The organism is Embleya scabrispora DSM 41855 (assembly GCF_000372745.1).
GTDB lineage: Bacteria > Actinomycetota > Actinomycetes > Streptomycetales > Streptomycetaceae > Embleya > Embleya scabrispora.
This window is the reverse complement of sequence record NZ_KB889574.1, coordinates 17,796-44,500: the sequence shown is the minus strand read 5'-3', so window position 1 is coordinate 44,500 and position 26,705 is coordinate 17,796. Positions and strand designations below refer to the sequence as shown.

General features: G+C 72.1%; 24 protein-coding genes. 20 read left to right on the top strand and 4 right to left on the bottom strand.

Annotated features, from left to right (window positions below; all coding sequences use genetic code 11):
* Positions 1-136: 136 nt before the first annotated feature.
* The 5 genes from A3IC_RS0106225 to tsaE all read left to right on the top strand — a co-directional run bounded on the left by A3IC_RS0106225 (position 137) and on the right by tsaE (position 5,098).
* Positions 137-505, top strand: a complete 369-nt coding sequence (locus A3IC_RS0106225) for a holo-ACP synthase (protein WP_020549197.1) — start codon at positions 137-139, stop codon at positions 503-505.
* 11 nt (positions 506-516) lie between these two features.
* The gene (locus tag A3IC_RS0106220) at positions 517-1,983 is read left to right on the top strand and encodes a bifunctional ADP-dependent NAD(P)H-hydrate dehydratase/NAD(P)H-hydrate epimerase (RefSeq protein ID WP_020549196.1); all 1,467 of its coding nucleotides are present in this window, start codon (positions 517-519) and stop codon (positions 1,981-1,983) included.
* Between the two features lie 128 nt (positions 1,984-2,111).
* On the top strand, positions 2,112-3,281 hold the full coding sequence (gene alr, locus A3IC_RS0106210; protein WP_020549194.1) for an alanine racemase: 1,170 nt from the start codon (positions 2,112-2,114) through the stop codon (positions 3,279-3,281).
* A complete protein-coding gene (locus A3IC_RS0106205; RefSeq protein WP_020549193.1) occupies positions 3,278-4,471 on the top strand; it encodes an alpha/beta fold hydrolase in 1,194 nt (397 codons plus the stop codon). The genes alr and A3IC_RS0106205 overlap by 4 nt, the downstream gene beginning before the upstream one ends.
* A 108-nt stretch (positions 4,472-4,579) precedes the next feature.
* Positions 4,580-5,098: a tRNA (adenosine(37)-N6)-threonylcarbamoyltransferase complex ATPase subunit type 1 TsaE gene (tsaE, locus tag A3IC_RS0106200; protein WP_020549192.1), complete on the top strand. Its 519-nt coding sequence runs from the start codon at positions 4,580-4,582 to the stop codon at positions 5,096-5,098.
* Between the two features lie 23 nt (positions 5,099-5,121).
* Here the strand turns inward: tsaE and A3IC_RS52840 are convergent, their stop codons facing one another.
* Together A3IC_RS52840 and A3IC_RS0106190 are read right to left on the bottom strand one after the other, a co-directional pair.
* Positions 5,122-7,449 (bottom strand): transglycosylase domain-containing protein, encoded by a 2,328-nt coding sequence (locus A3IC_RS52840; RefSeq protein WP_158695829.1) that lies wholly within the window; start codon positions 7,447-7,449, stop codon positions 5,122-5,124.
* 181 nt (positions 7,450-7,630) lie between these two features.
* A complete protein-coding gene (locus A3IC_RS0106190; RefSeq protein ID WP_020549190.1) occupies positions 7,631-8,254 on the bottom strand; it encodes a hypothetical protein in 624 nt (207 codons plus the stop codon).
* 230 nt (positions 8,255-8,484) lie between these two features.
* Between A3IC_RS0106190 and tsaB the strand changes: the two genes are divergently transcribed.
* The 5 genes from tsaB (at position 8,485) to A3IC_RS0106165 (ending at position 12,483) form a co-directional block, all read left to right on the top strand.
* Positions 8,485-9,168, top strand: coding sequence for a tRNA (adenosine(37)-N6)-threonylcarbamoyltransferase complex dimerization subunit type 1 TsaB (gene tsaB, locus A3IC_RS0106185; RefSeq protein ID WP_020549189.1), 684 nt, complete (start codon positions 8,485-8,487; stop codon positions 9,166-9,168).
* A 133-nt stretch (positions 9,169-9,301) separates the two neighbouring features.
* The gene (rimI, locus tag A3IC_RS0106180; protein ID WP_026217940.1) at positions 9,302-9,790 is read left to right on the top strand and encodes a ribosomal protein S18-alanine N-acetyltransferase; all 489 of its coding nucleotides are present in this window, start codon (positions 9,302-9,304) and stop codon (positions 9,788-9,790) included.
* Complete coding sequence (gene tsaD, locus A3IC_RS0106175; protein WP_020549187.1) at positions 9,783-10,826, top strand: tRNA (adenosine(37)-N6)-threonylcarbamoyltransferase complex transferase subunit TsaD; 1,044 nt, start codon at positions 9,783-9,785, stop codon at positions 10,824-10,826. The genes rimI and tsaD overlap by 8 nt, the downstream gene beginning before the upstream one ends.
* A 212-nt stretch (positions 10,827-11,038) precedes the next feature.
* Positions 11,039-11,314, top strand: a complete 276-nt coding sequence (locus tag A3IC_RS0106170; RefSeq protein ID WP_020549186.1) for a hypothetical protein — start codon at positions 11,039-11,041, stop codon at positions 11,312-11,314.
* 275 nt (positions 11,315-11,589) lie between these two features.
* Positions 11,590-12,483 (top strand): polysaccharide deacetylase family protein, encoded by an 894-nt coding sequence (locus A3IC_RS0106165; protein ID WP_020549185.1) that lies wholly within the window; start codon positions 11,590-11,592, stop codon positions 12,481-12,483.
* Positions 12,484-12,604: 121 nt separating this feature from the next.
* Here A3IC_RS0106165 and A3IC_RS0106160 read toward each other — a convergent pair whose 3' ends face one another.
* On the bottom strand, positions 12,605-13,792 hold the full coding sequence (locus A3IC_RS0106160; protein ID WP_020549184.1) for a THUMP-like domain-containing protein: 1,188 nt from the start codon (positions 13,790-13,792) through the stop codon (positions 12,605-12,607).
* 246 nt (positions 13,793-14,038) lie between these two features.
* On the opposite strand from A3IC_RS0106160, the gene groES reads away from it, so the two are divergent.
* The 3 genes from groES (at position 14,039) to A3IC_RS0106145 (ending at position 17,114) form a co-directional block, all read left to right on the top strand.
* Positions 14,039-14,347: a co-chaperone GroES gene (gene groES, locus A3IC_RS0106155; RefSeq protein ID WP_020549183.1), complete on the top strand. Its 309-nt coding sequence runs from the start codon at positions 14,039-14,041 to the stop codon at positions 14,345-14,347.
* A gap of 134 nt (positions 14,348-14,481) precedes the next feature.
* Positions 14,482-16,110 carry a chaperonin GroEL gene (gene groL, locus A3IC_RS0106150; RefSeq protein ID WP_020549182.1) on the top strand — a complete coding sequence of 543 codons (1,629 nt, stop codon included), beginning with the start codon at positions 14,482-14,484 and terminating at the stop codon, positions 16,108-16,110.
* A gap of 185 nt (positions 16,111-16,295) precedes the next feature.
* Entirely contained in the window at positions 16,296-17,114 is an 819-nt protein-coding gene (locus tag A3IC_RS0106145; RefSeq protein WP_020549181.1) for an SDR family oxidoreductase, read from the top strand.
* A 104-nt stretch (positions 17,115-17,218) separates the two neighbouring features.
* Here the strand turns inward: A3IC_RS0106145 and A3IC_RS0106140 are convergent, their stop codons facing one another.
* On the bottom strand, positions 17,219-17,560 hold the full coding sequence (locus tag A3IC_RS0106140) for a WhiB family transcriptional regulator (protein WP_020549180.1): 342 nt from the start codon (positions 17,558-17,560) through the stop codon (positions 17,219-17,221).
* 504 nt (positions 17,561-18,064) lie between these two features.
* Here A3IC_RS0106140 and A3IC_RS0106135 point away from each other — a divergent pair.
* From A3IC_RS0106135 to A3IC_RS61880, 7 genes are all read left to right on the top strand, one after another.
* Positions 18,065-18,676 carry a response regulator transcription factor gene (locus tag A3IC_RS0106135; RefSeq protein WP_020549179.1) on the top strand — a complete coding sequence of 204 codons (612 nt, stop codon included), beginning with the start codon at positions 18,065-18,067 and terminating at the stop codon, positions 18,674-18,676.
* A gap of 233 nt (positions 18,677-18,909) precedes the next feature.
* Positions 18,910-19,503 carry an RNA polymerase sigma factor ShbA gene (shbA, locus tag A3IC_RS0106130; RefSeq protein ID WP_205354273.1) on the top strand — a complete coding sequence of 198 codons (594 nt, stop codon included), beginning with the start codon at positions 18,910-18,912 and terminating at the stop codon, positions 19,501-19,503.
* Positions 19,500-19,706, top strand: a complete 207-nt coding sequence (locus A3IC_RS0106125; protein WP_020549177.1) for a hypothetical protein — start codon at positions 19,500-19,502, stop codon at positions 19,704-19,706. Before shbA ends, A3IC_RS0106125 begins: the two co-directional genes overlap by 4 nt.
* A 223-nt stretch (positions 19,707-19,929) precedes the next feature.
* On the top strand, positions 19,930-21,432 hold the full coding sequence (guaB, locus tag A3IC_RS0106120) for an IMP dehydrogenase (protein ID WP_020549176.1): 1,503 nt from the start codon (positions 19,930-19,932) through the stop codon (positions 21,430-21,432).
* A 123-nt stretch (positions 21,433-21,555) separates the two neighbouring features.
* Positions 21,556-22,671 carry a GuaB3 family IMP dehydrogenase-related protein gene (locus A3IC_RS0106115; RefSeq protein WP_020549175.1) on the top strand — a complete coding sequence of 372 codons (1,116 nt, stop codon included), beginning with the start codon at positions 21,556-21,558 and terminating at the stop codon, positions 22,669-22,671.
* A 209-nt stretch (positions 22,672-22,880) separates the two neighbouring features.
* Entirely contained in the window at positions 22,881-24,587 is a 1,707-nt protein-coding gene (locus A3IC_RS0106110; RefSeq protein WP_020549174.1) for a glycerol-3-phosphate dehydrogenase/oxidase, read from the top strand.
* 263 nt (positions 24,588-24,850) lie between these two features.
* The gene (locus A3IC_RS61880) at positions 24,851-26,695 is read left to right on the top strand and encodes a serine/threonine-protein kinase (protein WP_245599161.1); all 1,845 of its coding nucleotides are present in this window, start codon (positions 24,851-24,853) and stop codon (positions 26,693-26,695) included.
* Positions 26,696-26,705 lie beyond the last annotated feature (10 nt).

Below are 26,705 nucleotides of genomic sequence, written 5' to 3'. Positions count from 1 at the left end.
CACGATCACGCGGTGAGCCCACCGGGCCGCATCCCCTCCGGGATGCGGCCCGGGCTCGTGTGTGCCCGGGCTCATGTGTGCTCGGGACCGGGGCCGGGCGCGCGGTGTTCGTAGACGGTGTTTGTAGGCTCTGGACGTGATCATCGGTGTGGGTATCGACGTCGCGGACATCGCGCGGTTCGGACAGTCGCTGGAGCGGACCGCGGGGCTGGCCGACCGGCTCTTCACCGACGGCGAGCGCTGGGTGCGCCCCGGGCAGGAACGCGGCGTCGCGTCGCTGGCCGCCCGGTTCGCCGCCAAGGAGGCGCTGGCCAAGGCACTCGGCGCGCCCTCCGGGCTGCACTGGCGAGACGCCGAGGTGACCACCGAGGAATCGGGCCGGCCGCTGCTCACGGTCCGGGGCACGGTGGCCGCGCGGGCCGCCGAACTGGGCGTGCGGCACTGGCATGTGTCGCTCAGCCACGACGCGGGCATTGCTTCCGCTGTCGTGATCGCCGAGGGCTGAGGGGGCGCAGCATGCGGGCAGCGCACGAAGTCGAACGGGTACGGGCCGCGGAGGCCGCGCTGATGGCCACGCTGCCCGAGGGCACGCTGATGCGGCGCGCGGCGGCGGGCCTGGCCAACACGTGCGTACGACTGCTCGGCCGGGTCTACGGTGCGCGGGTCGTACTGCTCGTGGGCAGCGGCGACAACGGCGGGGACACCCTGTACGCGGGCGGTCTGCTGGCCCGACGCGGGGCGCGGGTGGACGCACTGCTGCTCGCGCCGGAGCGGGCCCATTCGGGTGGCCTGGCCGCGGCACGGCGGGCCGGTGTCCGGGTCCGCGACGCGCGCGATCCGGCCCGAACCGAGCTGATCGACCTGCTCGGGCGGGCCGACCTGGTGCTGGAGGGGATCGTCGGGATCGGCGGCCGCGGTGCGCTGCGCCCACCCGCCCCCGAGCTGCTCGCGCACGTACGGGACGCGATCGTGGTCGCGGTCGACCTGCCCAGCGGCGTGGACGCGGACACCGGGCGGGTCGAGGGCGCCGCGGTGCGCGCCGATGTGACGGTCACCTTCGGCACCTACAAGCCCGGCCTGCTGGTCGACCCCGGCGCGGCCCACGCCGGAGTGCGGCACCTGGTCGACATCGGACTCGACCCGCACCTGCCGGACCCGCGGCTGACCGTCCTGCAACACGCGGACGTGGCCCGCCTGTTGCCCGCGCCCTCGGCCGAGAGCGACAAGTACTCGCGCGGGGTGCTCGGCGTGGTCGCCGGCTCGCCCAGATATCCCGGCGCAGCGGTGCTCGTGGTCGGCGCGGCCGTGCGCGGCGGCGTGGGCGCGGTCCGCTGCGCCGGCCCCACCGACGTGCTGGGCCCGGTGCTGGCGGCCTGGCCGGAGACGCTGGCCACCACGTCGGCGCCCGCCGATGCCGGTCGGGTGCAGGCATGGGTGGTGGGTCCGGGGCTGGACACCGACCCGGACGGCGAGGCGCGCTGGACGAGCGTGTTGCACGCGCGGGTGCCCGTACTGGTGGACGCGGACGGGCTGACCCTGCTCGCCCGGACGAAACCCGGCACCTGGTCGGCTCCCGTGCTGCTGACCCCGCACGCGGGCGAGGCGGTGCGTCTGTTCGCCGCCGCCGGCATCGAGACGACCCGCGAGCGGATCGAGGCCGAGCGGCTGGAGCACGCGCGCCGGCTCGCCGCGCTCTACGACTGCGTGGTGCTCCTCAAGGGCACCACGACGGTGATCGCCGCGCCCGACGGCCGGGCCCGGATCAACCCCACCGGCACCCCGTGGCTGGCCACCGCGGGCAGCGGCGACGTGCTTTCCGGCCTGGCCGGCGCGTTGCTCGCGGCGGGCCTGGAGGCGCTGGACGCCGGCTCGGTGGCCGCCTACCTGCACGGTCTGGCCGCTCGCGCGCTGCCGGGCCCGGTGACCGCGCCGGACCTGATTCGGGCGCTGCCCACGGTGTGGGCGGACGTCACAGGCACGTGACGGGGACGCCGGCCCGGCACGGGCCTGCCACACTGGGAGTCTTGAACTCCGGGATGCGGACCCGGATCCGTCCGGGACCGAGGTCCGGACTCTCGTCGCTGATCGTCGTCGGAAGGACCACCAGCCACATGCGTGCCGAGGCGCGGATCGATCTCGATGCGATTCGGGGCAACATCGCGGCCGTGCGCGCGCGCGTGGGCTCGGCGGCGGTGATGACCGTGGTCAAGTCGGACGCCTACGGGCACGGCATGGTCCCGTGCGCGCGAGCGGCCCGCGAGGCCGGTGCCACGTGGCTGGGCACCGCGGTGGTCGAGGAGGCGCTCGCGCTGCGCGCGGCGGGCGACACCGGTCGGGTGCTCACCTGGTTGTGGGCTCCCGGGGACGCGTTCGAGGACGCGGTGCGCGCGGATGTGGACATCTCGGTGAGCGGGCTCTGGGCGATGCGCGAGGTGGTGGAGGCCGCCCGCGCGGCCGGCCGGACCGCGCGCGTGCACCTCAAGGCCGACACCGGCCTGGGGCGCAACGGCTGCATGCCCGCCGACTGGCCGGCCCTGGTGGACGCCGGGCTCAAGGCGCAGGCCGACGGCTTCGTCGAGGTGGTCGGCCTGTGGTCGCACTTCGCCTGTGCGGACGAGCCCGGGCACCCCTCGGTCCCGGCCCAGTTGGCCGAGTTCACCGCGATGCTGGCGCACGCCGAGGGCTGCGGGGTCACTCCCGAGGTGCGGCACATGGCCAACTCGCCCGCGACCCTGTTGTTGCCGCAGGCGCACTTCGACCTGGTCCGGGTGGGCCTGGTCAGCTACGGCCTCTCGCCCGTGCCGGAGGTCGGCGGCCCGGCCGACTTCGGGCTGCGCCCCGCGATGACGCTGGCGGCGAGCCTGGCCGGGGTCAAGCGGGTGCCGGCCGGGCAGGGCGTGTCCTACGGGCATTCGTGGATCGCGCCGCGCGACACCACGCTCGCGCTGGTGCCCACCGGCTACGCGGACGGCATCCCCAGGCACGCGAGCAACGTCGGCCCGGTCCTGGTGGCCGGCCGCCGGCGCACCATCGTGGGCCGGGTCGCGATGGACCAGTTCGTGGTCGACCTCGGCGACGACGACGCCGCCGCGGGCGACGAGGCGATCCTGTTCGGCCCGGGCGACGAGGGCGAGCCCACCGCCGAGGACTGGGCCCGGGCGATCGACACGATCAGCTACGAGATCGTCACCCGGATCGGCGTGCGGGTGCCTCGCGTCTACACCGGAGCGACCGGAGCGGCCGCCGCCGGAACGGCTTCCACCGGGACGGGTGCGCCGTGACCACCCCCGTACCGGTCGGCTCCGGCGGCGGCCGAGCGCTCGGCCGTCGGGCCGGCATCCTGGGCGCCGCGGTCGGCGTGCTCGCGGCCGGTGCCGCCGCGGGCGTGGCGATCGAGCGGATGACCGTCGGCCGGGCGTTCCGCCGGCGTACCGAGGCCCAGTTGGACGCGCTGGCCGAGTTCGGCACCCTGCGCGGCGAACCGCACATCGTCACCGCCGCCGACGGCGTCGAGTTGTACGCCGAAGTGGACGGCAACCGCGACGCCGAGGTGACCGTGGTGCTGTGTCACGGCTACTGCCTGGACATGGACTGTTGGCACTACCAGCGGGCCGAACTGCGCGAGGAATACCGCCTGGTCCTGTACGACCAGCGCAGCCACGGCCGGTCCGGCCGCGGCGCGCCGGAGACCTCGACGATCGACCACCTCGGCGCGGACATGTACACGGTGCTGACCGAATTGGCGCCCGAGGGACCGCTGGTGCTGCTGGGTCATTCGATGGGCGGTATGACCATCATGGCGCTGGCCGATCAACACCCCGAGTTGTTCGGGGAGCGGGTGATCGGTGTCGCGCTGATGAACACCTCGGCGGGCCGCTGGGCGACGGTGACGCTGGGCATCCCCGCGGCCGGCGCCCGGCTGGTGCACCGGGTGGCGCCGGGATTGCTGCGCACGCTCGGCCGCCGGGCCGCACTGGTGGAGGCGGGCCGGCGGGCCGCCCGGGATCTGGTCTACCTGTTCACCGAGCGGTACGCGTTCGACTCCGAGGTGGACCCGACCCTGGTGCGCTTCACCGACCGGATGATCTCCGGCACCCCGATCGACGTGATCGCCGAGTTCTTCCCGGCCTTCGAGACGCACGACAAGCTGGCCGCGCTGCCGGCGCTGGCGCACGTACAGACGCTCGTGGTGGCCGGCGAGGGGGACCTGATCGCGCCGGCATCGCACAGCGAGGAGATCAAGGAGGCGCTGCCGGGCGCCGAGTTGCTGGTCGTGCCGCAGTCGGGACACCTGACCCCGCTGGAGCATCCGGAGGTGGTGAACGCGGCGGTGCGCGGGCTTCTCGCGCGCGCCGCGAGTGCGTCGAGGCGGCGCGGCGGGCGATCCGGTGGCACACGTGCGACGAATCGACGGCACAGGTCGGAATCGACGGACACCGGGATCCTGATGGACAGTGATCCCGAGCAGTGACCCCGAGTCGCGCCCCCGAGCACAACCGGGGCCGGCCCGGGGACGGCGGGCCCGAGGCGGTTCGGGCCGTGAGTTCGGTGTGGTGGGAGTGCTGAAGTGGTGCGAAGTGTGACCGTCACGGTCGCCGGCGGCGCGGACACGCGCGCGCTCGGCGCGCGCCTGGCGAAGCTGTTGCTGGCCGGCGACCTGATCGTGCTGTCCGGTGGGCTGGGCGCGGGCAAGACGACGCTGACCCAGGGCATCGGGGTCGGCCTGGGCGTGCGCGGCGCGGTGACCTCGCCGACGTTCGTGATCGCCCGGGTACACCCGTCCGAGGTCGGCGGGCCGGCCCTGGTGCATGTCGACGCCTACCGGCTCGGCGGCTCGGCGGACGTCACCGCCGAGATCGACGGCCTGGATCTGGACGCGTCGCTGGCGGAGTCGGTGACCGTGGTCGAGTGGGGCGAGGGCATGGTCGAGGAACTGACCGAGGACCGCCTGGAGGTCGCCATCGCGCGCGATCCGGCCGGCGCGGATGAGCTCGCGGAGAGCCCGACCGACTTCGCCGGCGACGAGGTGCGCACGATCGTGGTGACCGGGGTCGGCGCCCGCTGGGCGAGCGCCGACCTGGACGCGCTGACCGGCTGACGGCTGACCGGCGGATCGACGGATCAGCGGCCGGGTGTCGCCGCTGATTCGGGGGTGTTCGGGGCGTTGGGCGAGTTCGGGGCCCGGCTGGGCGGGCGGCTGGTTCCTCCTCCGCCGCCGGAGCCGGTCGGTGCGACCGACGTGGTCGGCGGACTGGTGCCGGTCGCCGGGGGAGTGGTCGGCGGCGCGGTGGTGCCGGTACCGCCGCCGGCCGGCGGGCTGCTGCTCGCGGTGGCCGGGGCGCTGGGTGTGGCGGTGGAGCTGTCCGGCGGTACCAGGCTGGTGTCCGGCCCGCCGAGACCACCCGAGGTGTCCTCCGGGAACTCGGCGACCGGCTGCCCGGCGAGCGCGGCCCGCATGTAGGTCGTCCACATCCGGGTCGGCAGGTTGGCGCCGTCCACCCGGGGCAGGCCGGCGACCCCGGACATGGACAGGAACGCGTGGGTGTTCACGTTCTCGCGGAACATCCCCATCGAGGTGGCCAGGTCCGGGGTGTACCCGACGAACCACGCCGAGCGGTTGTCGTCGGTGGTGCCGGTCTTGCCCGCCGCCGGGCGGTTCAGCGCCTGCGCGCGAAAACCGGTGCCGCTGTCCACGACCCCGCGCAGGACCTGGGTGACGGCGTTCGCCTGCTGGGTGTCGTAGGCGTCCTTCGCGTCGTGCTCGGGCAGGTCGACGGTGTTGCCCGAGCGGGTCAGCTTGTCCACCGGGTAGGCGTCACGCCGCTTGCCCTCGGCCGCGAAGGTGGCGTACGCCGAGGCCATGTCCAGCGCACTGGGCGTGGAGGTGCCCAGCGAGACGGAGGGCACCGGTTGCAGGCCCGGCGTGCTCGCGGGCAGTCCCGCGTCCACCGCGGCCCGCACCACCCGGTCGGGACCGGCGTCCATGCCGAGTTGGGCATAGACGGTGTTCACCGACTTGTCCATCGCCCGGGCCAGGCTGATCTGCCCGTAGCTGACGCCGTCCTCGTTGCCGGGTTGCCACGGCACCCCGTCCTGGAGCACGGGCTTGCCGTTCGGGTAGCGGATCACCAGGTTGTCGTTGCCGTTGTACACGGTGCGCGAGCTGATCCGGTCCCGCCCGCCGTCCCCGTCCTGCACGCCGTCGCGCAGCCCCGCCGCGAGCACGAACGGCTTGAACGTGGAGCCGACCTGCACATCGCGGCGGGTGGCGTCGTTGACGAACTGCCTGACGTAGTTCGGGCCGCCGTAGACCGCGACGATCCGCCCGGTGTCGGGCTCCACGGACGCGGCGGCGACTCGCACGCCGACGTCGGCCGAGCGTTGCGCCGGGTCCAGCGACTGGGCGAGCTGGTCCTGCACGGTCTGGTAGAGCGCCTCGGTCTTGCGTTTGTCGAACGTGGTGGTGATCGCATAGCCGCCGGCGTCGAGGCGGTCCTCGTCGACCACCTTGTGGTCGAGCAGATAGCGCTTGGCCATCTCCACCAGGTAGCCGTTGACGCCGGCCAGGTTGGCCGCCGGACGCGGGTCGACGGGTTCGGGGAAGACCATGCCGACGCGTTGCTCGGGAGTGAGCCACTTCTGCTTGACCATGCCGTCCAGCACGTAGTTCCAGCGCGCGAGCACCCGCCGGCGGCCCGCCTCGGTGGTGTTGCGCACGTCGTTGGCGCTGGGCGCGTTCAGCAGCACCGCGAGGTAGGCGCCCTGTTCGACGGTGAGTTGCCCGACGTCGATGCCGTAGTACGCCTGTGCGGCCGCCTCGATCCCGTACGCGCCGCGGCCGAAGTACACGCTGTTGAGATACCCGCTGAGGATGTCGTCCTTGGAGACGGTGCGATCGAGCTTGACCGAGATGATCGCCTCCTTGAACTTGCGCGCCAGCGTCTGCTCCTGGGTGAGGTAGACGTTCTTGACGTACTGCTGGGTGATCGTCGAGCCGCCCTGGAGCCCGCCCGTGCCGCCCGCGGCGTTGCGCAGCAGGGCGCGTACGGTGCCGGTGATCGAGACGCCGGAGTTGGAGTAGAACGAGCGGTCCTCGGCGGCCAGCACCGCGCGTTGCACATCGAGTGGGATGTCGGACAGCGGCACGGTCTGTCGGTTGGTGGAGCCGGTGCGGGTGATCTCGGTGCCGTCGCTCCAGTACCAGACGTTGCTCTGCTGCCTGGCCTGGGCGTTGACGCTGTGCGGGACGGGAGTGACCGCGTAGACCAGGCCGACGGCGGCGAACAGGCCGGAGAGCACCAGCAGGACGAGGGTGAGCAGGTGCTTGAACGAGGGCAGCCAGCGCCGGAGTCCGTGCCGATTGCTGCGTGGATAGTCGAACAGCCTGCGCCGGGGAGTCGGCCCCTGGACGTCGCCGGGACCGCTCGGGCCGGAGGACTCGTGCGCCACGCCCGCCACCATTTCCTCGGTGCCATTGCCCTGACGGGCCCTGTCCGGTCAGTCGCGGGTGCCCCGTCGGGGCGGTGTGACCGGAGGGATCATCGTCCTGATGATAGGTGGGCGATGGTTGGAAAAGGCCGCCGAGTGGGGCAATGGTGGGCGTGGCGTGGCATATCGGACCGCGAGTGGGTCAGGGCACCACAATGACCGGTGTGCCGACCGGGGCGAAGGCCCACAGGGCGGCGCCGTCCTCCGTGTTGGAGCGGATGCCCGCGCTCTGCTTGCCGGGCGCGGTGGAGATCCGCGGGCGGGCGGTGCCGGTGGGTGAGGGGCCGGTCTTGTGGCTGCTGTCGATCTGGTCCAGCGGGGTGTCGGTGGCCGCGAAACCCAGCGGGATGCCCTGCACCGCCCCGAAGCGCACGGAGTAGCTGATCCGCAGGTTGTCGCTGCCGGTCTGCGCCTCCTCCTTCTTCAGGGTCACCTGGTACGAGCCCGTCTGCGGCTTGACCGGCGCGTTCGCGACCCGGTACTCGCGCAACATCCGCTCGGCCTCGTCGACCAGCCAGACGTGGCCGTCCTTGAGCGAGTAGACGACCCGCTTGCCGGTGCCGGAGTTGGCGGGAACCGGCGGCGGGACGTAGACCGGAGGCGCGGGTGACCCGGACACGGGGGACGGTGTCGGCGTGCTGGTCCGCGCTATTCCTCGGTTCTCCGGCGCCGAGTTCGCGGCCTGCGCCGCGAGGAAGCCGACGCCGACCAGCGCGGCGATGGTGATGCCCGCGACGGCCACGCCCGGGTTGAGCCGCTTCGCCATTGCCTTGGGTCCCTCTTCCGCCGTGTGGTGGCTCCATGGTGCCGGCAGGTGCGGTCCGCGCGTTGGAGCCGGGTGCACTTTTCGCTCACCGCGAGCGCGATTCGTTCGCCGCGGGCGCCGACGATCGGGGGCCGCGGGTGCTCGGACGCCCGGTGCGGTGTCGTGCTGTGCGCGTGGGTGCGCCTGGTGAAGGAGCGGGAGTGCCGCGTGTGGGTCGGTAGCCTGGTCCGGTGCTGCTGCTTGCCTTCGATACCGCGACCCCGGCCGTTACGGTCGCCCTCCACGACGATTCCGGCGTACTCGCCGATTCCACCCGGGTCGACGCACGTCGACAGGGCGAACTGCTCGCGCCCGGCATCGTCGACGTGCTGCGGGCGGCGGGCCGGACCCGCGCCGAGCTCACCGACATCGCGGTCGGTGTGGGCCCCGGCCCGTACACCGGCCTGCGGGTCGGCATCGTGACCGCGCTCGCGCTGGGCGACGCGCTCGGCGTCCCCGTGCACGGCGTGTGCACCCTCGACGCGCTCGCGTACGCGGCGCGCCGGGACGGCACCGTGACCGGGCCGTTCGTGGCGGCGACCGACGCGCGGCGCAAGGAGGTCTACTGGGCGCGGTACGACGAGGCGGGTGCGCGGGTCGAGGGCCCGGCGGTGGATCGTGCGGGCGAACTGGCCGAGGAGGTCCGGGGGCTGCCGGCGGTGGGGGCGGGGGCCGCGTTGTACGCGTCGGAGTTCGGTGATGTGCGGTTGCCGGAGCACCCGGACGCGGCGGCGCTGGCGGCGTTCGCCGTGGAGCGGTTGGTGGGGGGTGGCGGGTTGCTTGCTGCGGAGCCGTTGTATCTGCGTCGGCCCGATGCGCAGGTTCCCGTGGGGTACAAGGTTGTCACGCCCGGTGGGCCGGGGGGTCGGGCCTAGCGTCGCTGTTCGGCCTCGAGCGCCGGCCGGGCTGGTCGGGGCATGTGTCGGTCGGCTGGTCGGGCGCTGTGGGGGCCGGGGGATCGGGTCGGTTGGGCGTTGGGGGTTGTCGGGCTGTCGATAGACTTCGGGGATGGAAAGCGGGTCTCGGCTGCGGCGGATGCGGTGGTGGGACATCGAGGCCGTCATGCGACTCGAGCATGAGCTGTTCGTCGAGGACGCGTGGTCGGCCGGGATGTTCTGGTCCGAGTTGTCCGAGCCCGAGTTGCGCCATTACGTGGTCGCCGAGGACGGGACCGGGGGGCTGGCCGGGTACGCCGGGCTCGCGGTGATCGGGGACGAGGGCGACGTGCAGACGATCGGGGTGCGCCGCGATCGGTGGGGCAAGGGCCTGGGCGCGGTGCTGTTGACCGAACTGCTCGATCTGGCGGTCGAACGCGGCTGTCGGGACGTACTGCTGGAGGTGCGCGTGGACAACGCCCGCGCACAGGCGCTCTACGAGCGCTTCGGATTCAAGGGGATCGGCGTGCGGCGGGGCTATTACCAGCCCGCCAACGTGGACGCGCTGGTGATGCGCTGCGATCTCCGGGAACGTCGGGAAGGAACGGCCACCGGTGGCTGACGAACCACTCGTCCTGGGCATCGAGACCTCGTGCGACGAGACGGGCATCGGCATCGTGCGCGGCACCACGCTGCTCGCGGACGCGGTCGCCTCCAGCGTCGACGAGCACGCCAGATTCGGCGGTGTCGTGCCCGAGGTGGCCAGTCGTGCGCACCTGGAGGCGATGGTGCCCACGGTGCGCCGCGCGCTCGCCGACGCCGGCGTCACGATGCACGACATCGACGCGATCGCGGTGACCTCGGGTCCCGGTCTGGCGGGCGCGCTGTTGGTCGGCGTCGCGGCGGCCAAGGGCTACGCGGTCGCGCTGGACAAGCCGCTGTACGGCGTCAACCACCTGGCCTCGCACGTGTGCGTGGACCAGTTGGAGCACGGGAAGCTGCCCGAGCCGTGCATGGCGCTGCTGGTCTCCGGTGGGCACTCCTCGCTGCTCCTGGTCCCGGACATCACCGCCGACGTGCGTCCGCTCGGGTCGACCATCGACGATGCGGCCGGCGAGGCGTTCGACAAGGTCGCGCGGGTACTCGGGCTCGGCTTCCCGGGCGGGCCGGTGATCGACCGGTGGGCGCGTGAGGGCGACCGCTCGGCGATCGTGTTCCCGCGCGGGCTGACCGGCCCGCGGGACGCGCCCTTCGACTTCTCCTTCTCCGGCCTCAAGACCTCGGTCGCGCGCTGGGTCGAGGCCCGGCAACGGGCCGGCGAGACGGTGCCGGTGGCGGACGTCGCGGCCTCCTTCCAGGAGGCGGTCGTGGACGTGTTGACCCGCAAGGCGATCCGCGCCTGCAAGGAGAACGGCGTCGAGCATCTGATGATGGGCGGCGGCGTCTCCGCCAACTCGCGCCTGCGCGCGCTGGCGCAGGAGCGCTGCGACGCGGCCGGGATCGTGCTGCGAGTGCCGCGGCCGGGTCTGTGCACCGACAACGGCGCGATGGTGGCCGCGCTCGGCGCCGAGATGGTCGCCCGGGACCGGGCCCCCTCCACGCTGTCCATCCCGGCCGACTCCTCGATGCCGGTCACGGTGTCGCAGGCACTTTCCTAGCGGCGACACCGCACACCCCCGCCGAGGGCCGCGACGCCCGGCTCCGCGTCCGCCCACGGGTGTCCCGCTGCGCTCGCCGCACCGCCGAAACGTCCGAGCACGCCGGTACGCGGATCCGATACGAGAATGTTCCGGTGGCACGCCGAGGCACCGCACCGCGCACCGGGACGGGGCAAAAGCCGGGTGCGGCACCAGCGAACGAAAGAGGCGAGATGGCGATCGCGGCGATGTGGGAGGCCCGGACCGAGGCCGGTCGGGGGGCGGAGCTGGCCGAGTGGGTGCATGCCTCGGCGCTGCCGGCCGTCGTCGGCGCGCCCGGCCTGGAACGGGTCGAGGTGTTCGCCGCCACGGGCGCGCGGGACGGCGATCGGGTGGTGGTGATCGCGCTGTGGACCGGGTCGCCGGTGCCGCTGCCCGACCCGCCGGCCGCGCTGGTCGCCCGGCCGCCGCACGCGTGGAGCTTCGAACGGCTCAGCGTCGGTTCCTGACGGGCAGCGGATTCGGGGCGCGTTCTCGTCCGCGCAACACTCGACCCGCATCCGTCGAGGAGGCCATTCGCAAGCCGGACGCGGGTCGAGTGCCGTGGCTGATGGCTGCGTGCCGCCGCACGTGCCATTGGCCTTGCCCGGAGTGTGCCCAGCTCATCGGCTGCTCAACAGTCCTTCGACAGTCCCTTGAACAGGGCTTGTCCGGACCGTGACAGGCCGCTGCGGCGCGTAGCGTGGGCTGGATCGGACCAGGCGAACGAAAGGCCCCGGCGACAGTGGTGCATCGAACGGTACAAAAGCGGCGCGGCGCGGCCCTCGCCTCGACCCGGGTCGTCGTGGCCGGTCTCCTGCTGGTCGCGCTGACCGGCTGCGGCGGCTCCGACGAAACCGCGACGGTCAAGGCGACCGAGCGGCCCACGGGCGGCGCGTCCACCGGGTCCACCAAGCCCACGCCGGCCGCGAAGCCGGACACCCCGGGCGCCGACGCCGCCGCGCTCGCCGCGAAGTGGAATCTGAAGCCGTTCGCCCCGCCGCCCGCCCCGCCCGCGGTCAAGCCGATCAAGGCAGGCGGAGCCAAGCCGCCGGTGGTGGAGAAGATTCCCACCCAGGAGAAGATCGTGTTCATCACGATCGACGACGGGGCGGAGAAGGATCCCAAGTTCCTGGACATGATGCGGGACCTGCGGATCCCGGTGTCGATGTTCCTCAACGACACCTATGTGCGGCAGGACCCGGAATACTTCCGCAAGCTCCAGGCGCTGGGCGCCACGGTGCAGAACCACACGCTGTCCCACCCGGACCTCAAGACCCTGAGCGCGGACGCGCAAAAGCACCAGATCTGCGGCCAGCAGGACCGGCTCGCCGAGGTCTACGGCAAGCGCCCGACGCTGTTCCGCCCGCCCTACGGCAACTGGAACGCGACCACGCAGACGGTGGCCGGCGGCTGCGGCGGGATCGACGCCATAGTCAAGTGGCAGGAGTCGATGCAGATCAACGACATGCAGTACGTCGGCGAGAAGAAGCTGCACCCGGGCGACATCATCCTGGCCCACTTCCGCGGGCCGAGTGATCTCAAGGGCACCACGATGACCGAGATGTTCGGCAACATGCTGCGCAAGATCCAGGCCCAGGGCTACACGATCGCGCGCCTGGAGGACTACATCGGCTAGGGCCCGTTCGGCGGATCTCGGCGGATCTCGGCGAACCCGGCGGTTCCTGGCGGATTTTCGCGGGCCCGGCGGAGCCGGGCCCGGCTCGGCTCCGTCCGGGACGGGGGAAGGAGCCCGCCGGCTATCGCGACTGCCCCGGCGACACCGGCTGCCCGATCAGCATCGTGGGTGCGCCCGCCACCCGGGTCAGCAGCACCGTGGCCGCGTTCGGGCCGCTCGGCCTGACCCGGCGGCGGACCTCCTCGGGCTCGACCGCCGAGCCGCGCTTCTTGACCGTGAGGTTGCCCACGCCGCGCTCGCGCAGCAGGGCCTTGAGCCGCTTCAGGTTGAACGGCAATACGTCGGTGATCTCGTACACGCTCGCGAACTCCGTGCCCACCAGTCGGTCCGAGGTCAGGTAGGCGATCGTCTCGTCCACCAGGTTGCCGTCCACCAACTCGCCGACCTCGGACACCAGATGCGCCCGGATCACCGCGCCGTCCGGTTCGTAGAGGTAACGGCGGACCGGGCCCACCGGCGCCGGGCGGGCCCGGCCCGAGGTCAGCGCCGCGCCGCCGGGCAGCACGGTGGCGCGCAGGCCGGTGCGCGCGAGCCGGCCCCACCACAGCACCGCCTCCTTGACGTCGCCGCGATCGGAGACCCACTCGGCCTCCATGCCCGCGGGCACGATCTCGTGCGGGATGCCCGGCGCGACCTTGGCCGCGCCGCAGGGCACCCGGGCGGCCAGCGCGCTCAGGAACGAGAACGGCGGCGAGTACGCCTCGGGGTCGAACGTGCGCCCGCGTGCGGTGCGCCGGGCCGGGTCGATCAGCGCCGCGTCGTAGCCGTCGAGGTCCACCTCGGTCACGTCCGCGCACTCGACCGTGAGCAGTTGCGCCAGACCCAGCGCGTCGGCGTTGGCCCGGGCCACCGCGCAGGTCAGCGGGTCCAGGTCGACCGCGTGCACGGCTGTCCCGGCGCGGGCCAGCGCGAGCGCGTCGCCGCCGATGCCGCAGCACAGGTCCACGGCCCGGTCGATGCCGCCGGCCGCGACCAGCCGGGCGGCCCGGTGCTCGGCCACCGAGGTGCGGGTGGACTGCTCCAGCCCGTTGGGCGTGAAGTACATCCGCGCCGCGTCCGCGCCGAACTTGGCCCGCCCGCGCTGCCGCAACCGGGACTGGGTGAGCGCGGCGGCCACCAGCTCCGGCGGGTGCTCCCGACGCAGCCGGGTGGCCAACGACAACTCGTCGCCCACCTGGTGGTCGGCGAGCAGGTCCAGCAGCGAACGACCCTCGTCGGTCAGCAGCGCGGTGAAAGCTTCGGTGTGCACGCGGCCATTCTCGCCGAGCGCGCCGAGGCGCCGATCCGACGACCACCGGTATGAACAATGCGGTCCGACGCGCTGAATCTGGCACTCTGGTTGACGGAGTGCTAACCGCCACCTAGTGTCTGTGCTGGCACTCTCCCCATGAGTGTGCCAGTGCGATACGAGCAGGTCCGGCACCCGCGACGACGGATCTGTCCCAATCGCCGACAGACATTTTTCCGTGAGATCTCCGAAGGGGGAGGTCGCATCGTGACGACCACCAACACCAAGGTTGCCATCAAGCCGCTCGAGGACCGCATCGTGGTTCAGACGCTTGAGGCCGAGCAGACCACCGCGTCGGGTCTCGTGATCCCGGACACCGCCAAGGAGAAGCCCCAGGAGGGCGTCGTCCTGGCCGTGGGCCCGGGTCGTTTCGAGGACGGTCAGCGTCTGCCGCTCGACGTGAGCGTCGGTGACACCGTGCTGTACAGCAAGTACGGCGGCACCGAGGTGAAGTACAACGGCGAGGAATACCTCGTTCTCTCGGCCCGCGACGTGCTCGCGATCATCGAGAAGTGACATCGCGCTGACGCGCCGGAACCGGTGACGGTTCGACGACCCCGCCCCGGATCGCCCTGCCCTCGCGGCCGGTGGACCCGGGGCGGAGTCGGTTGTACGACGTCGACTAGCAACCTTTAAGGACGAAGACCCTCATGGCGAAGATCCTCCAGTTCGACGAGAAGGCCCGACGGTCGCTGGAGCGCGGCGTCAACGCGCTGGCCGACACCGTCAAGGTCACGCTCGGCCCCAAGGGCCGCAACGTCGTGATCGACAAGAAGTTCGGTGCCCCGACCATCACCAACGACGGCGTGACGATCGCCCGTGAGGTGGAGCTCGAGGACCCGTACGAGAACCTCGGCGCGCAGCTGGCCAAGGAAGTCGCGACCAAGACCAACGACATCGCGGGTGACGGCACCACCACCGCGACGGTGCTCGCCCAGGCGCTGGTACGCGAGGGTCTGCGCAACGTGGCCGCCGGCGCGGCCCCGATGGACCTGAAGAAGGGCATCGACCTCGCCGTCGCGGCGGTGTCCGAGCAGCTGCTGGGGACCGCCCGCGCGATCGACGGCAAGGACGACATCGCCGCCGTCGCCGCGCTCTCGGCGCAGGACAAGCAGATCGGCGAGCTGATCGCCGAGGCCATGGACAAGGTCGGCAAGGACGGTGTGATCACCGTCGAGGAGTCCCAGACCATGGGTCTGGAGCTGGAGTTCGCCGAGGGCCTCCAGTTCGACAAGGGCTACCTGTCGCCGTACATGGTCACCGACCAGGAGCGTATGGAGGCCGTCCTGGACGACCCGTACATCCTGATCCACCAGGGCAAGATCTCGGCCATCGCCGAGCTGCTCCCGCTGCTCGAGAAGATCATCCAGGCCGGCGCGTCCAAGCCGCTGCTGATCGTCGCCGAGGACGTCGACGGCGAGGCGCTGTCGACCCTGGTCGTGAACAAGATCCGCGGCACGTTCAACGCCGTCGCGGTCAAGGCCCCGGGCTTCGGCGACCGTCGCAAGGCGATGCTGGAGGACATGGCGATCCTGACCGGCGGTCAGGTCATCGCCCCCGAGGTCGGCCTCAAGCTCGACCAGGTCGGCCTGGAGGTGCTGGGCAGCGCCCGTCGCATCACCATCACCAAGGACGCGACCACCCTGGTCGACGGCGCCGGCGACGCCGCCGCGATCGCGGACCGGGTCAAGCAGATCAAGCGCGAGATCGACGACACCGACTCGGACTGGGACCGCGAGAAGCTCCAGGAGCGCCTCGCGAAGCTGGCCGGCGGCGTGTGCGTGATCCGTGTGGGCGCGGCCACCGAGGTCGAGCTCAAGGAGAAGAAGCACCGTCTCGAGGACGCGGTCTCCGCGACCCGCGCGGCCATCGAGGAGGGCATCGTCGCCGGCGGCGGCACCGCCCTGGTGCACGCCGTCTCCGTGCTCGCCGACAACCTCGGCCAGACCGGCGACATCGCGACCGGCGTCGCGGTCGTGCGTCGCGCCGCGGTCGAGCCGCTGCGCTGGATCGCCGAGAACGCGGGCCTCGAGGGCTACGTCATCGTCAACAAGGTGCAGGAACTCGGCGTCGGGCACGGCTTCAACGCCGCCACCGGCGAGTACGGCAACCTGGTCGACTCGGGCGTCATCGACCCGGTCAAGGTGACCCGTTCCGCGCTGCAGAACGCCGCGTCGATCGCGTCGCTGCTGCTGACGACCGAGACCCTGGTCGTCGAGAAGCCGGCCGAGGAAGAGCCCGCCGCGCACGGCCACGGCGGCCACGGCCACTCGCACTAGTCCCACCCGCGACACCCGCGACACCCCGACGGGCCCGACCGCTTCCCAGCGGTCGGGCCCGTCGGCCTTTCCGGTGCCGGCCCGATCTGCGAGAGTGCCCGGAGCCGATAACTGACGGTCCGTCAGGAGCCTGGTCGGGCGACTGTCGTCCAGTGCCGTCGGTCGAGCACCATCGAAGGAGAAGCATGGGCACCTACGCGATCACCGGCGCGGCCTCGGGCCTGGGCGCCGCCACCAAGGCCCGCCTGGAGGCGGACGGTCACCGGGTGATCGGCGTCGACCTGCACGACGCCGACGTCGAGGTGGACCTGAGCACCGCCGAGGGCCGCACCGAGGCGATCACGAAGGTCACCGAGCTGTCCGGCGGCGCGCTGGACGGCTTCGTGCCCTTCGCCGGCCTGGCGGCGGCCACCGGACGCCCGGGCGGCCTGCTGGTGTCGGTGAACTACTTCGGCGCGATCGCTCTCCTGGAGGGACTGCGCCCGCTGCTCGCGGCCGGGACGAACGCGTCCGTCGTGCTGATCAGCTCCAATTCCACGACGGCTCAGCCGAACTGGCCGGTCGAGGTGGCCGAGTTGTGTCTGGCGGGCGACGAGGCGGGCGCGGCCAAGGCCACCGAGGCGTTCGGCGAGCTCGCCGCGATCCAGGCGTACCCGGCGACCAAGGCCGCGCTCGCCTGGTACGCGCGGACCAGGTGCGCCGAGTACATCGCGGACGGGATCCGGCTGAACGCGATCGCGCCGGGCCTGATCGAGACCCCGATGACGGCCGAGGGGCGCAAGGACCCGCTGACCGCCGAGGGTATGGAGATGTTCCTGAGCACGATCCCGGCCGGCCGGGGCGGTCGCCCCGAGGAGATCGCCGCGCTGGTGGCGTTCCTGCTCGGCGGCGAGTCGTCGTTCTTCGTCGGCTCGGTGGTCTTCTGCGACGGTGGCACCGACGCGGCGTTCCGGGGCAAGGACTGGCCCAAGGTGTGGGAGATGGACATGTCCGCCTTCCGGTAGGCGACCGTCGGCCGCACGTGGTGACACGTGCGTGACGAAGCTCGGCGGCCCGTCCCGAATCCGGGGCGGGCCGCCGAGCTTCGTCGGTGGTGGCCTTCGATGTCTCAGTGCCTCAGCGCCTCGGTGCCGCGGTGCGCCACGGCCGCCGCCCGTTCCGCGGCGACCCCGTGTCGGCGGTCGCTGTCGAGTTCGACTCGTTCGTCCTCGGTGAGCCCGCCCCACACGCCATACGGCTCGCGCACCTTGAGGGCGTGCGTGGCGCATTGGCGACGGACCGGACACCGCATGCAGACTTCCTTGGCCGAAGCCTCCCGGGCGACCCTGGCGGCGCCGCGCTCGCCTTCGGGGTGGAAGAACAGTGCGCTGTCGACTCCGCGACAGGCTGCCGAGAGCTGCCAGTCCCACAGATCGGCGTTGGGGCCGGGGAGTCGCGAGAAATCAGCCATGACTCGTCCCTCTTGCTTATCGCGTACGAGTTGTCGGTGAGCAGGGTTGCCACCTCTGGTGCGGACCGTGCAGAACAGTCGTGATCAAGCGATCAGAAGTAGGTGCGACTGTGTCACGAATTGATCAGTTCCAATCCTAATTCCCACTTATGCACGGAAAGCAGAAAAAATTACTCACTCTGGTGGCGTATGGGGTCGTATGGGGGCGTGAGCGGGCGTACTCCGGGCGGGATTCGGGGAGGGATCGCGGTGGAATGTGACGGTGGGTACGCGAGAGATCACCCGTGCGTGTCCTCGGGCTCGGTCGTCTCGTTGTCGTAACGGCGGAGCGGAACTCCCCCCGTAACCCTTTCGAGTGATGCTCGTTGGGGTGGGTGAAGCGGTTGGCGATGAGGAGGGGCCGGGGTCGAACCCCGTCCACCGTCCTTCGGGACCACCGCAAAGGAAACGGTACGTACAGGCGTGGAGGCTCAACGTGACGCGGATCCACTGCGGAGGCCGGCGATGACGACCGTCCTGGTCTGCGACGATTCCCCGCTGGTCCGGGAGACCCTGCGGCGGGCGGTGGCCACGGTCCCCGGCGTCGAGAGGGTGACGACGGCCACGAGCGGCGAGGAGGTACTGCGGCGCTGGGGCGCGGAGCGGTCCGACCTCGTCCTCATGGACGTGCGGATGCCCGGGCTCGGCGGCGTCGAGGCGGTGCGCCGCCTTTTGGCCGGCGACCCCGGCGCACGGGTGATCATGCTGACGATGGCCGAGGACCTGGACGGCGTGGCCCTCGCGGTCGCCGCCGGGGCTCGGGGATATCTGCACAAGGACGCGTCGCGCGCGGAGTTGCGCGCGACCGTCTCCCAGGCGCTCGCCGACCCGACCTGGCGGCTCGCGCCCCGGCGACTGCGCTCGCCCGACATGGGCGTGGCGCCGACCCTGACGGCGCGTGAGATCCAGGTGCTCGAAGGCATGAGCCACGGGCGCAGCAACGCCGAGATCGGGCGTGAGCTGTTCCTGTCGGAGGACACGGTCAAGACCCACGCGCGCCGGCTGTTCAAGAAGCTGGGCGCATCCGACCGGGCCCACGCGGTCGCGCTCGGATTCCGGTGGGGACTCGTGCGATGACGCACGCACGCGAGGACTCCACCGGCCGTGGGGGCCCGGGGGGATGCTCCCCGGGTGGGCACGGTCGGTGGGGACTTGTGCGATGAGGCGCGTGCCGGCGGCCCCCGACGGGCGAGGGTCCGTGCCGTGATTGCCGTTGCCCGGGGGGCCGGATGAGTCCCCCGGGTCGGCATGGCCGCGATTCGGTCGCCGATCCCTGCATACTGAATGGCATGGGTGGGACCCCCGAGCGAATGCCGGACGAGCCGTACGAAGCACACGCGCAGGCCGACGACGGCATGCGTGCCGTCGTGGTTCGCGCGGTCCAGGGGGACGTGCAGGCGACCGACGAACTGCTCGCGTACGTCCGACCACTGGTGTTGCGCTACTGCCGGGCCCGACTGGGTCGGGTATCGGGCGCCGAGCACGCGGCGGACGACGCCGCGCAGGAAGTCTGCCTGGCGGTGTTGTCGGCGCTGCCGCGCTATCGCGACGAGGGCCGTCCGTTCGAGGCGTTCGTGTTCGGCATCGCGGCACACAAGGTGGTCGACGTGCAGCGCGCCGCGATGCGCGGCGCGGTGCCCACGTGCGATCTGCCCGAGGCGGTGGACGACCATCCGGGCCCCGAGGATCAGGTGGTGCGCCGCAGTGACGCCGCACACGCCCGGGCCCTGCTCGGCCGACTTCCCGACAACCTGCGCGAACTGCTCGTGCTGCGGGTCGCCGTCGGGCTCTCCGCCGAGGAAACCGGGCGGGCGATGGGCATGTCGCCCGGCGCGGTGCGAGTCGCGCAGCACCGTGCGCTGACTCGCCTGAGGGCGTTGGCGGGCGAGGAGAAGACCGCGTGAGCGGCGGCGGTGTGCGGCTCGGCGGCCGATCCGGCACCGCCGACCTGGGCCTGCTGCGGCAGGACGACGAACTCGTCGAGCAGTTGCGGCGGCGCCGTCCCACCCCCGCCCAGGACCGGGTCGCCCGGCTGTTCGGCGCGCTGCTCGCCGAGGTCGACGGCACCGCCGCGAACCGTCGCCGGGCGGTGCCCGACCGCTGCTGAAGCGGGCCGGGAATGGTGCGGACCCGGTAGGCGGTTGTGCTCACCATGGGCAAGCGGGCTCGAAGCACCGCGTGGGGCCAGTAGCATGAACCCTCAATCCACCCATCCGCTTGCCGAGAGCGCGTTCCGCCGTACCCGGGGGCCCGTCCCCGTCTTTTCGAGGAGCGGGCCGGCGGGGAGCGGGCCGACGGAGCGGTCCATCGGAATACCTTCGGAAGGTGTCATGAGTCTCACGGCCGACGGCGTACCCGAGAAGTTCGCGATGCTCGGGCTGACGTACGACGATGTCCTGCTGCTGCCGGGCGCGTCCGACGTCGTGCCGAGCGAGGTGGACACCTCCGCCCGGGTCACCCGCAACATTCGCGTCCGGATCCCGCTGCTGTCCTCCGCGATGGACACCGTGACCGAGGCCCGGATGGCGATCGCCATGGCCCGTCAGGGTGGTGTCGGCGTGCTGCACCGCAACCTCTCGGTCGAGGACCAGGCCGCGCAGGCGGACACGGTCAAGCGCTCCGAGGCCGGCATGGTGCTGGATCCGATCACCATCGGCGCGGACGCCACGCTCCAGGAAGTCGACGCGCTGTGCGCGCGGTTCCGGATCAGCGGTGTCCCGGTCACCGACGACAACGGTCGCCTGCTGGGCATCGTGACCAACCGCGACCTGCGCTTCGAGGTCGACCACTCGCGCCGGGTGCGCGACATCATGACCCCGATGCCGCTGGTCACCGGCAAGGTCGGCACCACCGGCGACCAGGCGATGGAACTGCTGCGCCGGCACAAGGTGGAGAAGCTGCCGCTGATCGACGACGCGGGCAAGCTGCGCGGGCTGATCACGGTCAAGGACTTCGTCAAGAGCGAGCAGTACCCGAACGCGACCAAGGACGCGGACGGCCGGCTCGTGGTCGGCGCCGCGATCGGCACCGGCGACGACAGCTACCGTCGTGCGCAGGCGCTGGTCGAGGCCGGCGTCGACTTCATCGTGGTGGACAGCGCGCACGGCCACTCGCGCAACGTCCTGGAGATGATCGCCAAGGTCAAGGCGAACACCAAGGTCGAGGTGATCGGCGGCAACATCGCCACCCGCGACGGCGCGCAGGCGCTGATCGACGCGGGCGTGGACGGCGTCAAGGTCGGCGTCGGCCCCGGCTCGATCTGCACCACCCGGGTGATCGCGGGCGTGGGCGCGCCGCAGGTGACCGCGATCTACGAGGCGGCCCAGGCGGCCCGCGCGGCGGGCGTGCCGGTGATCGGCGACGGCGGCCTGCAGTACTCCGGCGACATCGCGAAGGCGATCGCCGCCGGTGCCGACACGGTGATGCTCGGCAGCCTGCTCGCGGGCTGCGAGGAGAGCCCGGGTGACCTGATCTTCATCAACGGCAAGCAGTTCAAGTCCTACCGGGGCATGGGTTCGCTCGGCGCGATGCAGTCGCGCGGTCAGGCCAAGTCCTTCTCCAAGGACCGCTACTTCCAGGACGACGTGCTCTCCGAGGACAAGCTGGTCCCCGAGGGCATCGAGGGCCAGGTCCCCTACCGGGGTCCGCTCTCCGCCGTCGCGCACCAGCTGATCGGCGGCCTGCGCGCGTCGATGGGCTACGCCGGCGCCGCGACCGTCACCGAGCTCCAGGACAAGGGCCGCTTCGTGCGGATCACCTCGGCCGGGCTCAAGGAGTCGCACCCGCACGACATCCACATGACCCAGGAAGCGCCGAACTACCACTCGCGCTAGGTCGCATCGCACGCCGAGGGGCTTCGTCCGTACCGCGGGCGGGGCCCCTCGCCGGTTTTCCCGCCCCGTACCCTGGGACGCGGGGATTTTCCCATCCACCGATTCCAGCAGGAGAGGCGCAACGTGACTGAGGTCGAAATCGGCCGGGGCAAGCGTGGCCGGCGTGCCTATCACTTCGACGACGTCGCCATCGTCCCCAGCCGGCGGACCCGGGACCCCGAAGAGGTCTCGATCGCGTGGCAGATCGACGCGTACCGGTTCGAGCTGCCGTTCCTGACGGCGCCGATGGACAGTGTCGTGTCGCCGCAGACCGCGATCGAGGTCGGTCGCATGGGCGGCCTGGGTGTGCTCAACCTCGAAGGGCTGTGGACGCGCTACGAGGACCCGACGCCGCTGATCGAGGAGATCGGCGCGCTGGACGAGGACGCGGCCACCCGGCGGATGCAGGAGATCTACGCCGAGCCGATCAAGGAGGAGCTGATCGGCGCGCGGATCAAGCAGATCCGCGACTCGGGCGTGGTCACCGCCGCCGCACTGTCGCCGCAGCGCACCGCCCAGTACCACAAGGCCGTGATCGACGCGGGCGTCGACGTGTTCGTGATCCGCGGCACCACGGTCTCGGCCGAGCACGTGTCCGGCCGGGCCGAGCCGCTGAACCTCAAGCAGTTCATCTACGACCTCGACGTGCCGGTGATCGTCGGCGGCTGTGCGACCTACCAGGGGGCCCTGCACCTGATGCGGGCCGGCGCGGCCGGTGTCCTGGTCGGCTTCGGCGGCGGCGCGGCGCACACCACCCGCGGCGTGCTGGGCGTGGCGGTGCCGATGGCGACCGCGGTGGCGGACGTGGCCGAGGCGCGCCGCGACTACCTCGACGAGTCGGGCGGTCGGTACGTGCACGTGGTCGCCGACGGCAGCGTGGGTCGCAGCGGCGACATCGCCAAGGCCGTCGCGTGCGGCGCGGACGCGGTGATGATCGGCTCGGCCCTGGCCCGGGCGAGCGACGCCCCCGGCGCCGGTCAGCACTGGGGCTCGGAGGCGCACCACCCCGAGCTGCCGCGCGGTCGGCGGATGAACCTGGGCGCGGTCGGCACGCTGGAGGAGATCCTGCTCGGTCCCTCGCACGTGTCCGACGGCTCGATGAACCTGTTCGGCGCGCTGCGTCGGGCGATGGCCACCACGGGCTACTCGGAGCTGAAGAAGTTCCAGCAGGTCGAGGTCACGGTCTCGCCCGCGCACTGACCGAAATCCGCGAACGGCCCCGAACACCACCGGTGTTCGGGGCCGTTCGCGGTTGCGGCGACGAATCGCGCGGGCGCGGTGTCGGTGCCCGAACCCACCGGGAACGACGGAGCACGTGGTCCGGTCCACGGGCATTGGGTAGGCGGGGGAGGGGCGAGTCGCCCGATCGGTGTGGTCCGGTAGGTGAGGATCGGTTTCGGAGGTGGCTGATGCGGACCACGGCGATGGGACCCGAGGCGCGCACGCGGGCGCTGCGGCGGATGGCCGAACGCGAGTCGGACGTGGTCGTGGTGGGCGGCGGCGTGGTCGGTGCGGGTACCGCCCTCGACGCGGCCACGCGCGGCCTGTCGGTGGGCCTGCTGGAGGCGCGCGACTGGGCGTCCGGTACCTCCAGCCGATCCAGCAAGCTGATCCACGGCGGCCTGCGCTACCTGGAGATGCTCGATTTCGCGCTGGTGCGCGAGGCGTTGCGCGAGCGCGGGCTGCTGCTGCAGACGCTCGCGCCACACCTGGTCAAGCCGGTGTCGTTCCTGTATCCGCTGCGCCGGCGCGGCTGGGAACGGCCGTACGTCACCGCCGGGGTGACGCTCTACGACACGATGGCGGCCTCCGCCGGGCGCAGCCGCGGACTGCCCCGGCACCGGCAGTTGACTCGGCGTCAGGCGCTGCGCCTGGCACCGGCGTTGCGCAAGGACTCGCTGGTGGGCGCGGTGCAGTACTACGACGCGCAGATGGACGACGCGCGCTACACGATGACGCTGGTGCGCACCGCGGCCGGCTACGGCGCGCAGGTGGCCTCGCGCGCCGCGGTGACCGGATTCCTGCGCGAGGGCGAGCGGGTGGTGGGCGTGCACGTGCGCGACATGGAGACCGGTGGGACGTACGACATCCGGGCCGGGCAGGTGGTCAACGCGACCGGGGTGTGGACGGACGAGACGCAGGCCATGGTCGGCGAGCGCGGGCAGTTCCATGTGCGCGCGTCCAAGGGCATCCACCTGGTGGTGCCCAAGGACCGGATCCACTCCTCGACCGGCCTGATCCTGCGCACCGAGAAGAGCGTGCTGTTCGTGATCCCCTGGGGGCGGCACTGGATCGTGGGCACCACGGACACCCGCTGGGACCTGGACAAGGTGCACCCCGCGGCGAGCCGGGCGGACATCGAATATCTGCTGGAGCACGTCAATCGAGTGCTGGCGGTGCCGCTCACCCGCGAGGACGTCGAGGGCGTGTACGCGGGCCTGCGGCCGCTGCTGGCGGGCGAGTTCGACGCCACGTCGCAACTCTCGCGCGAGCACACCGTCGCGCACCCGGTGCCCGGCCTGGTGGTGGTCGCGGGCGGCAAGTACACGACGTATCGGGTGATGGCCTCGGACGCGGTGGACGCGGCCGTACACGGCCTGGATCGCAAGGTTGCGCCGAGTTGCACCGAGACGGTGCCGCTGGCGGGCGCGGAGGGGTATCCGGCGCTGTGGAACGCGCGGGCCTCGATCGCGGGCCGAACCGGGCTGCACGTGGCCCGGGTGGAGCACCTGCTGAACCGGTACGGCTCGATGATCGAGGAACTGCTCGCGCTGATCGCGAACGAGCCGGAGTTGGCGTATCCGCTGGACGGCGCGGACGACTATCTGGCCGCCGAGGTGGTGTACGCGTGCACCCACGAGGGCGCGCTGCACCTGGACGACGTGCTGGATCGGCGGACCCGGGTGTCGATCGAGATGTTCGACCGCGGCGCCCGGGCCGCCCGCGCGTGTGCCGCACTGATGGCTCGGGAACTCGGGTGGGAGGAGGAGCGGCAACGGCGGGAGGTGGACTACTACCTCAAGCGGATCGAGGCGGAGCGCTCCTCGCAGGAACAGATGGACGACCACACGGCGGACGCCGTGCGGCTGGGTGCGGAGGACATCGTGCCCGGCTGAGGGTGCGTCGCGGTCGGGAGCCGCCCACCCGGAGCCGATTCGGCCGCGGTGCGGGTCCGGGCGGTCGGGCCCGCAACGGTTGATCGCCGGGCGGTGTGGGCACCTTCCCGGGCGTCGCCGCGTTCCACCGATACGCCGGCCAGGTGTCTTTCGGCGATGTTCGTCCCCGAACCGGTGGACCCCGCGAGCCGCCGGACTGGAGTATGGGAATGGCAACCACCCGATCGCGGGGCGGGGCCGCGGCTGCATGGGGAGCGAGAGACTTGACCGACCCGGAAGCACCCGAGCGTTTGGTCGCGGGGCGATATCGCCTGGGTGACCGACTGGGCCGGGGCGGGATGGGCACGGTGTGGCGGGCCGTGGACACCATGCTCGACCGCGACGTGGCGGTCAAGGAGATGCGGCTGCCCCGCTATGTGGACGACGACGACCGCAGCACGCTGAGCGCGCGGATGTTGCGCGAGGCCCGGGCGGCGGCCCGGATCGACCACCCCAACGTGGTGACCATCTTCGACGTGGCCGAGGAGGACGGGCGGCCGCTGATCGTGATGGAACTGGTCCGCGGTCTCTCGCTGGCCCAGGAGTTGGACAAGGAGGGGCCGATCCCGCCCGAGCAGGTCGCCGAGTTGGGCCTGCGGCTGCTCGCCGCACTGGAGGCCGCGCACGAGGCCGGTGTCCTGCACCGCGACGTCAAGCCCGCCAACGTGCTGCTCGCGCGCAACGGCCGGGTCGTGCTCTCCGACTTCGGGGTCGCCTCGGTCGAGGACAGCGCGACCCTCACCCAGGCCGGCGCGATGGTGGGATCGCCCGAATACCTGGCACCCGAGCAGATCGCGGGCGAGCAGCCGGGGCCGGAGGCCGACCTGTGGTCGCTGGGCGCGACCTTGTTCGAGGCGGTCGAGGGCCGCCCGGCGTTTCGCCGCAACACGCACGCGGCGACGCTCGGCGCGGTCGCCGCGGGCCGCTTTCCGGAGATCTTCCTGGCCGGCCCGCTGACCCCGGTGCTCAAGGCGCTGATGGTCAAGGACCCCGCTCGGCGCGGCTCCGCGGAGGAGGTGCGCGATCTGCTCATGGAGGTCGCCGAGGGGGCGCCCACACCCGCCGCCGGTCTGATCGCGGAGCGCTTCGTACCGGACCGGACCCGACCGGGCACGGTCCGTCGGCACGGCGTGCGAGTGTCCGGCCGGTCGCAGCCGGCGGTCGCGCGGCGGGCCCCTCGCCCGCCGGGCAAAACCGGCACCGGTGCCTCTTCGGTGCGCCGGGGCAGTCTGCACGAGACCTCGCCCAACGTGCGGCTGCCCCGTGAGGGCGGCGTCTTTCGGGCGCGCTACCGGCGCTGGCCGCGCTGGTGGTTCCGACACTGGACGACCATCCTGACCTCGGTCGGCATTGCCACCGCCGCCGGCGCGCGCTGGCTGGCCGCGTTCGGCAGCTGGACCGGGATGTACACGATCGTGCTGCTCGCGCTCGCCTTGAGCGTGTGGCTGGTGCTGCCGCACCGGCGGATCTCCCGGTCCGTACCGGTCGCGATGTTGCTCGGAGTGATCGCCGGGGGCGCGCTGGAGGCAGCGCAGATCAATCCGAACCCGATCGTCGTGGGGGCCCTGATCGGCGGCTGCCTGGTGGTCGGCCCGCTCGTGGACAACAAGGTGATACCGCGACTGCGCCGACGGCGACGCACCGATCTCGGCTTCGCCCTGCCCGTCCCGGAGGGCTGGACCTGCACGGACAGCCCCAGCGGACTGACGGTGGCCGATCCGGACCGGCTGATCTCGGTGACCGTCACCGTCGACCGGGGCATCGTGATGGCCCCCGAGGAGTCCGTGGCGCACCGCGAGCACGGCAGCGTCGGCGGCCGCGAGCGGTTGGACGGCGAGGACTACGAACGCCTGCTCCTGCGGGCCACCGACTACCGCGGGCACGAGGCCGCGGAGTGGGAGTACGTCTGGCGTGGGCAGGACCTGACCACCTACCACGGCAAGGACCTGGTGGTCCGCACCACGTCCGGCGTCCGCTACTGGCTGACCGTACGCGGGCGGGACGACCTGTGGGGCACCGCCGGTGCGTACTACGAGCACGCGCGCGGACACCTGTCGATCGCGGGCTGAACCGGGTCGA

What these genes read in the sequence shown, in the direction of transcription:
- A3IC_RS0106220 (WP_020549196.1), top strand. Translation starts at nt 517, where the DNA reads ATGCGGGCAGCGCACGAAGTCGAACGGGTACGGGCCGCGGAGGCCGCG.
- alr (WP_020549194.1), top strand. Translation starts at nt 2,112, where the DNA reads ATGCGTGCCGAGGCGCGGATCGATCTCGATGCGATTCGGGGCAACATC.
- A3IC_RS0106190 (WP_020549190.1), bottom strand. Translation starts at nt 8,254, where the DNA reads ATGGCGAAGCGGCTCAACCCGGGCGTGGCCGTCGCGGGCATCACCATC.
- rimI (WP_026217940.1), top strand. Translation starts at nt 9,302, where the DNA reads ATGGAAAGCGGGTCTCGGCTGCGGCGGATGCGGTGGTGGGACATCGAG.
- A3IC_RS0106170 (WP_020549186.1), top strand. Translation starts at nt 11,039, where the DNA reads ATGGCGATCGCGGCGATGTGGGAGGCCCGGACCGAGGCCGGTCGGGGG.
- groL (WP_020549182.1), top strand. Translation starts at nt 14,482, where the DNA reads ATGGCGAAGATCCTCCAGTTCGACGAGAAGGCCCGACGGTCGCTGGAG.
- A3IC_RS0106145 (WP_020549181.1), top strand. Translation starts at nt 16,296, where the DNA reads ATGGGCACCTACGCGATCACCGGCGCGGCCTCGGGCCTGGGCGCCGCC.
- A3IC_RS0106140 (WP_020549180.1), bottom strand. Translation starts at nt 17,560, where the DNA reads ATGGCTGATTTCTCGCGACTCCCCGGCCCCAACGCCGATCTGTGGGAC.
- A3IC_RS0106135 (WP_020549179.1), top strand. Translation starts at nt 18,065, where the DNA reads ATGACGACCGTCCTGGTCTGCGACGATTCCCCGCTGGTCCGGGAGACC.
- shbA (WP_205354273.1), top strand. Translation starts at nt 18,910, where the DNA reads ATGCCGGACGAGCCGTACGAAGCACACGCGCAGGCCGACGACGGCATG.
- guaB (WP_020549176.1), top strand. Translation starts at nt 19,930, where the DNA reads ATGAGTCTCACGGCCGACGGCGTACCCGAGAAGTTCGCGATGCTCGGG.
- A3IC_RS0106110 (WP_020549174.1), top strand. Translation starts at nt 22,881, where the DNA reads ATGCGGACCACGGCGATGGGACCCGAGGCGCGCACGCGGGCGCTGCGG.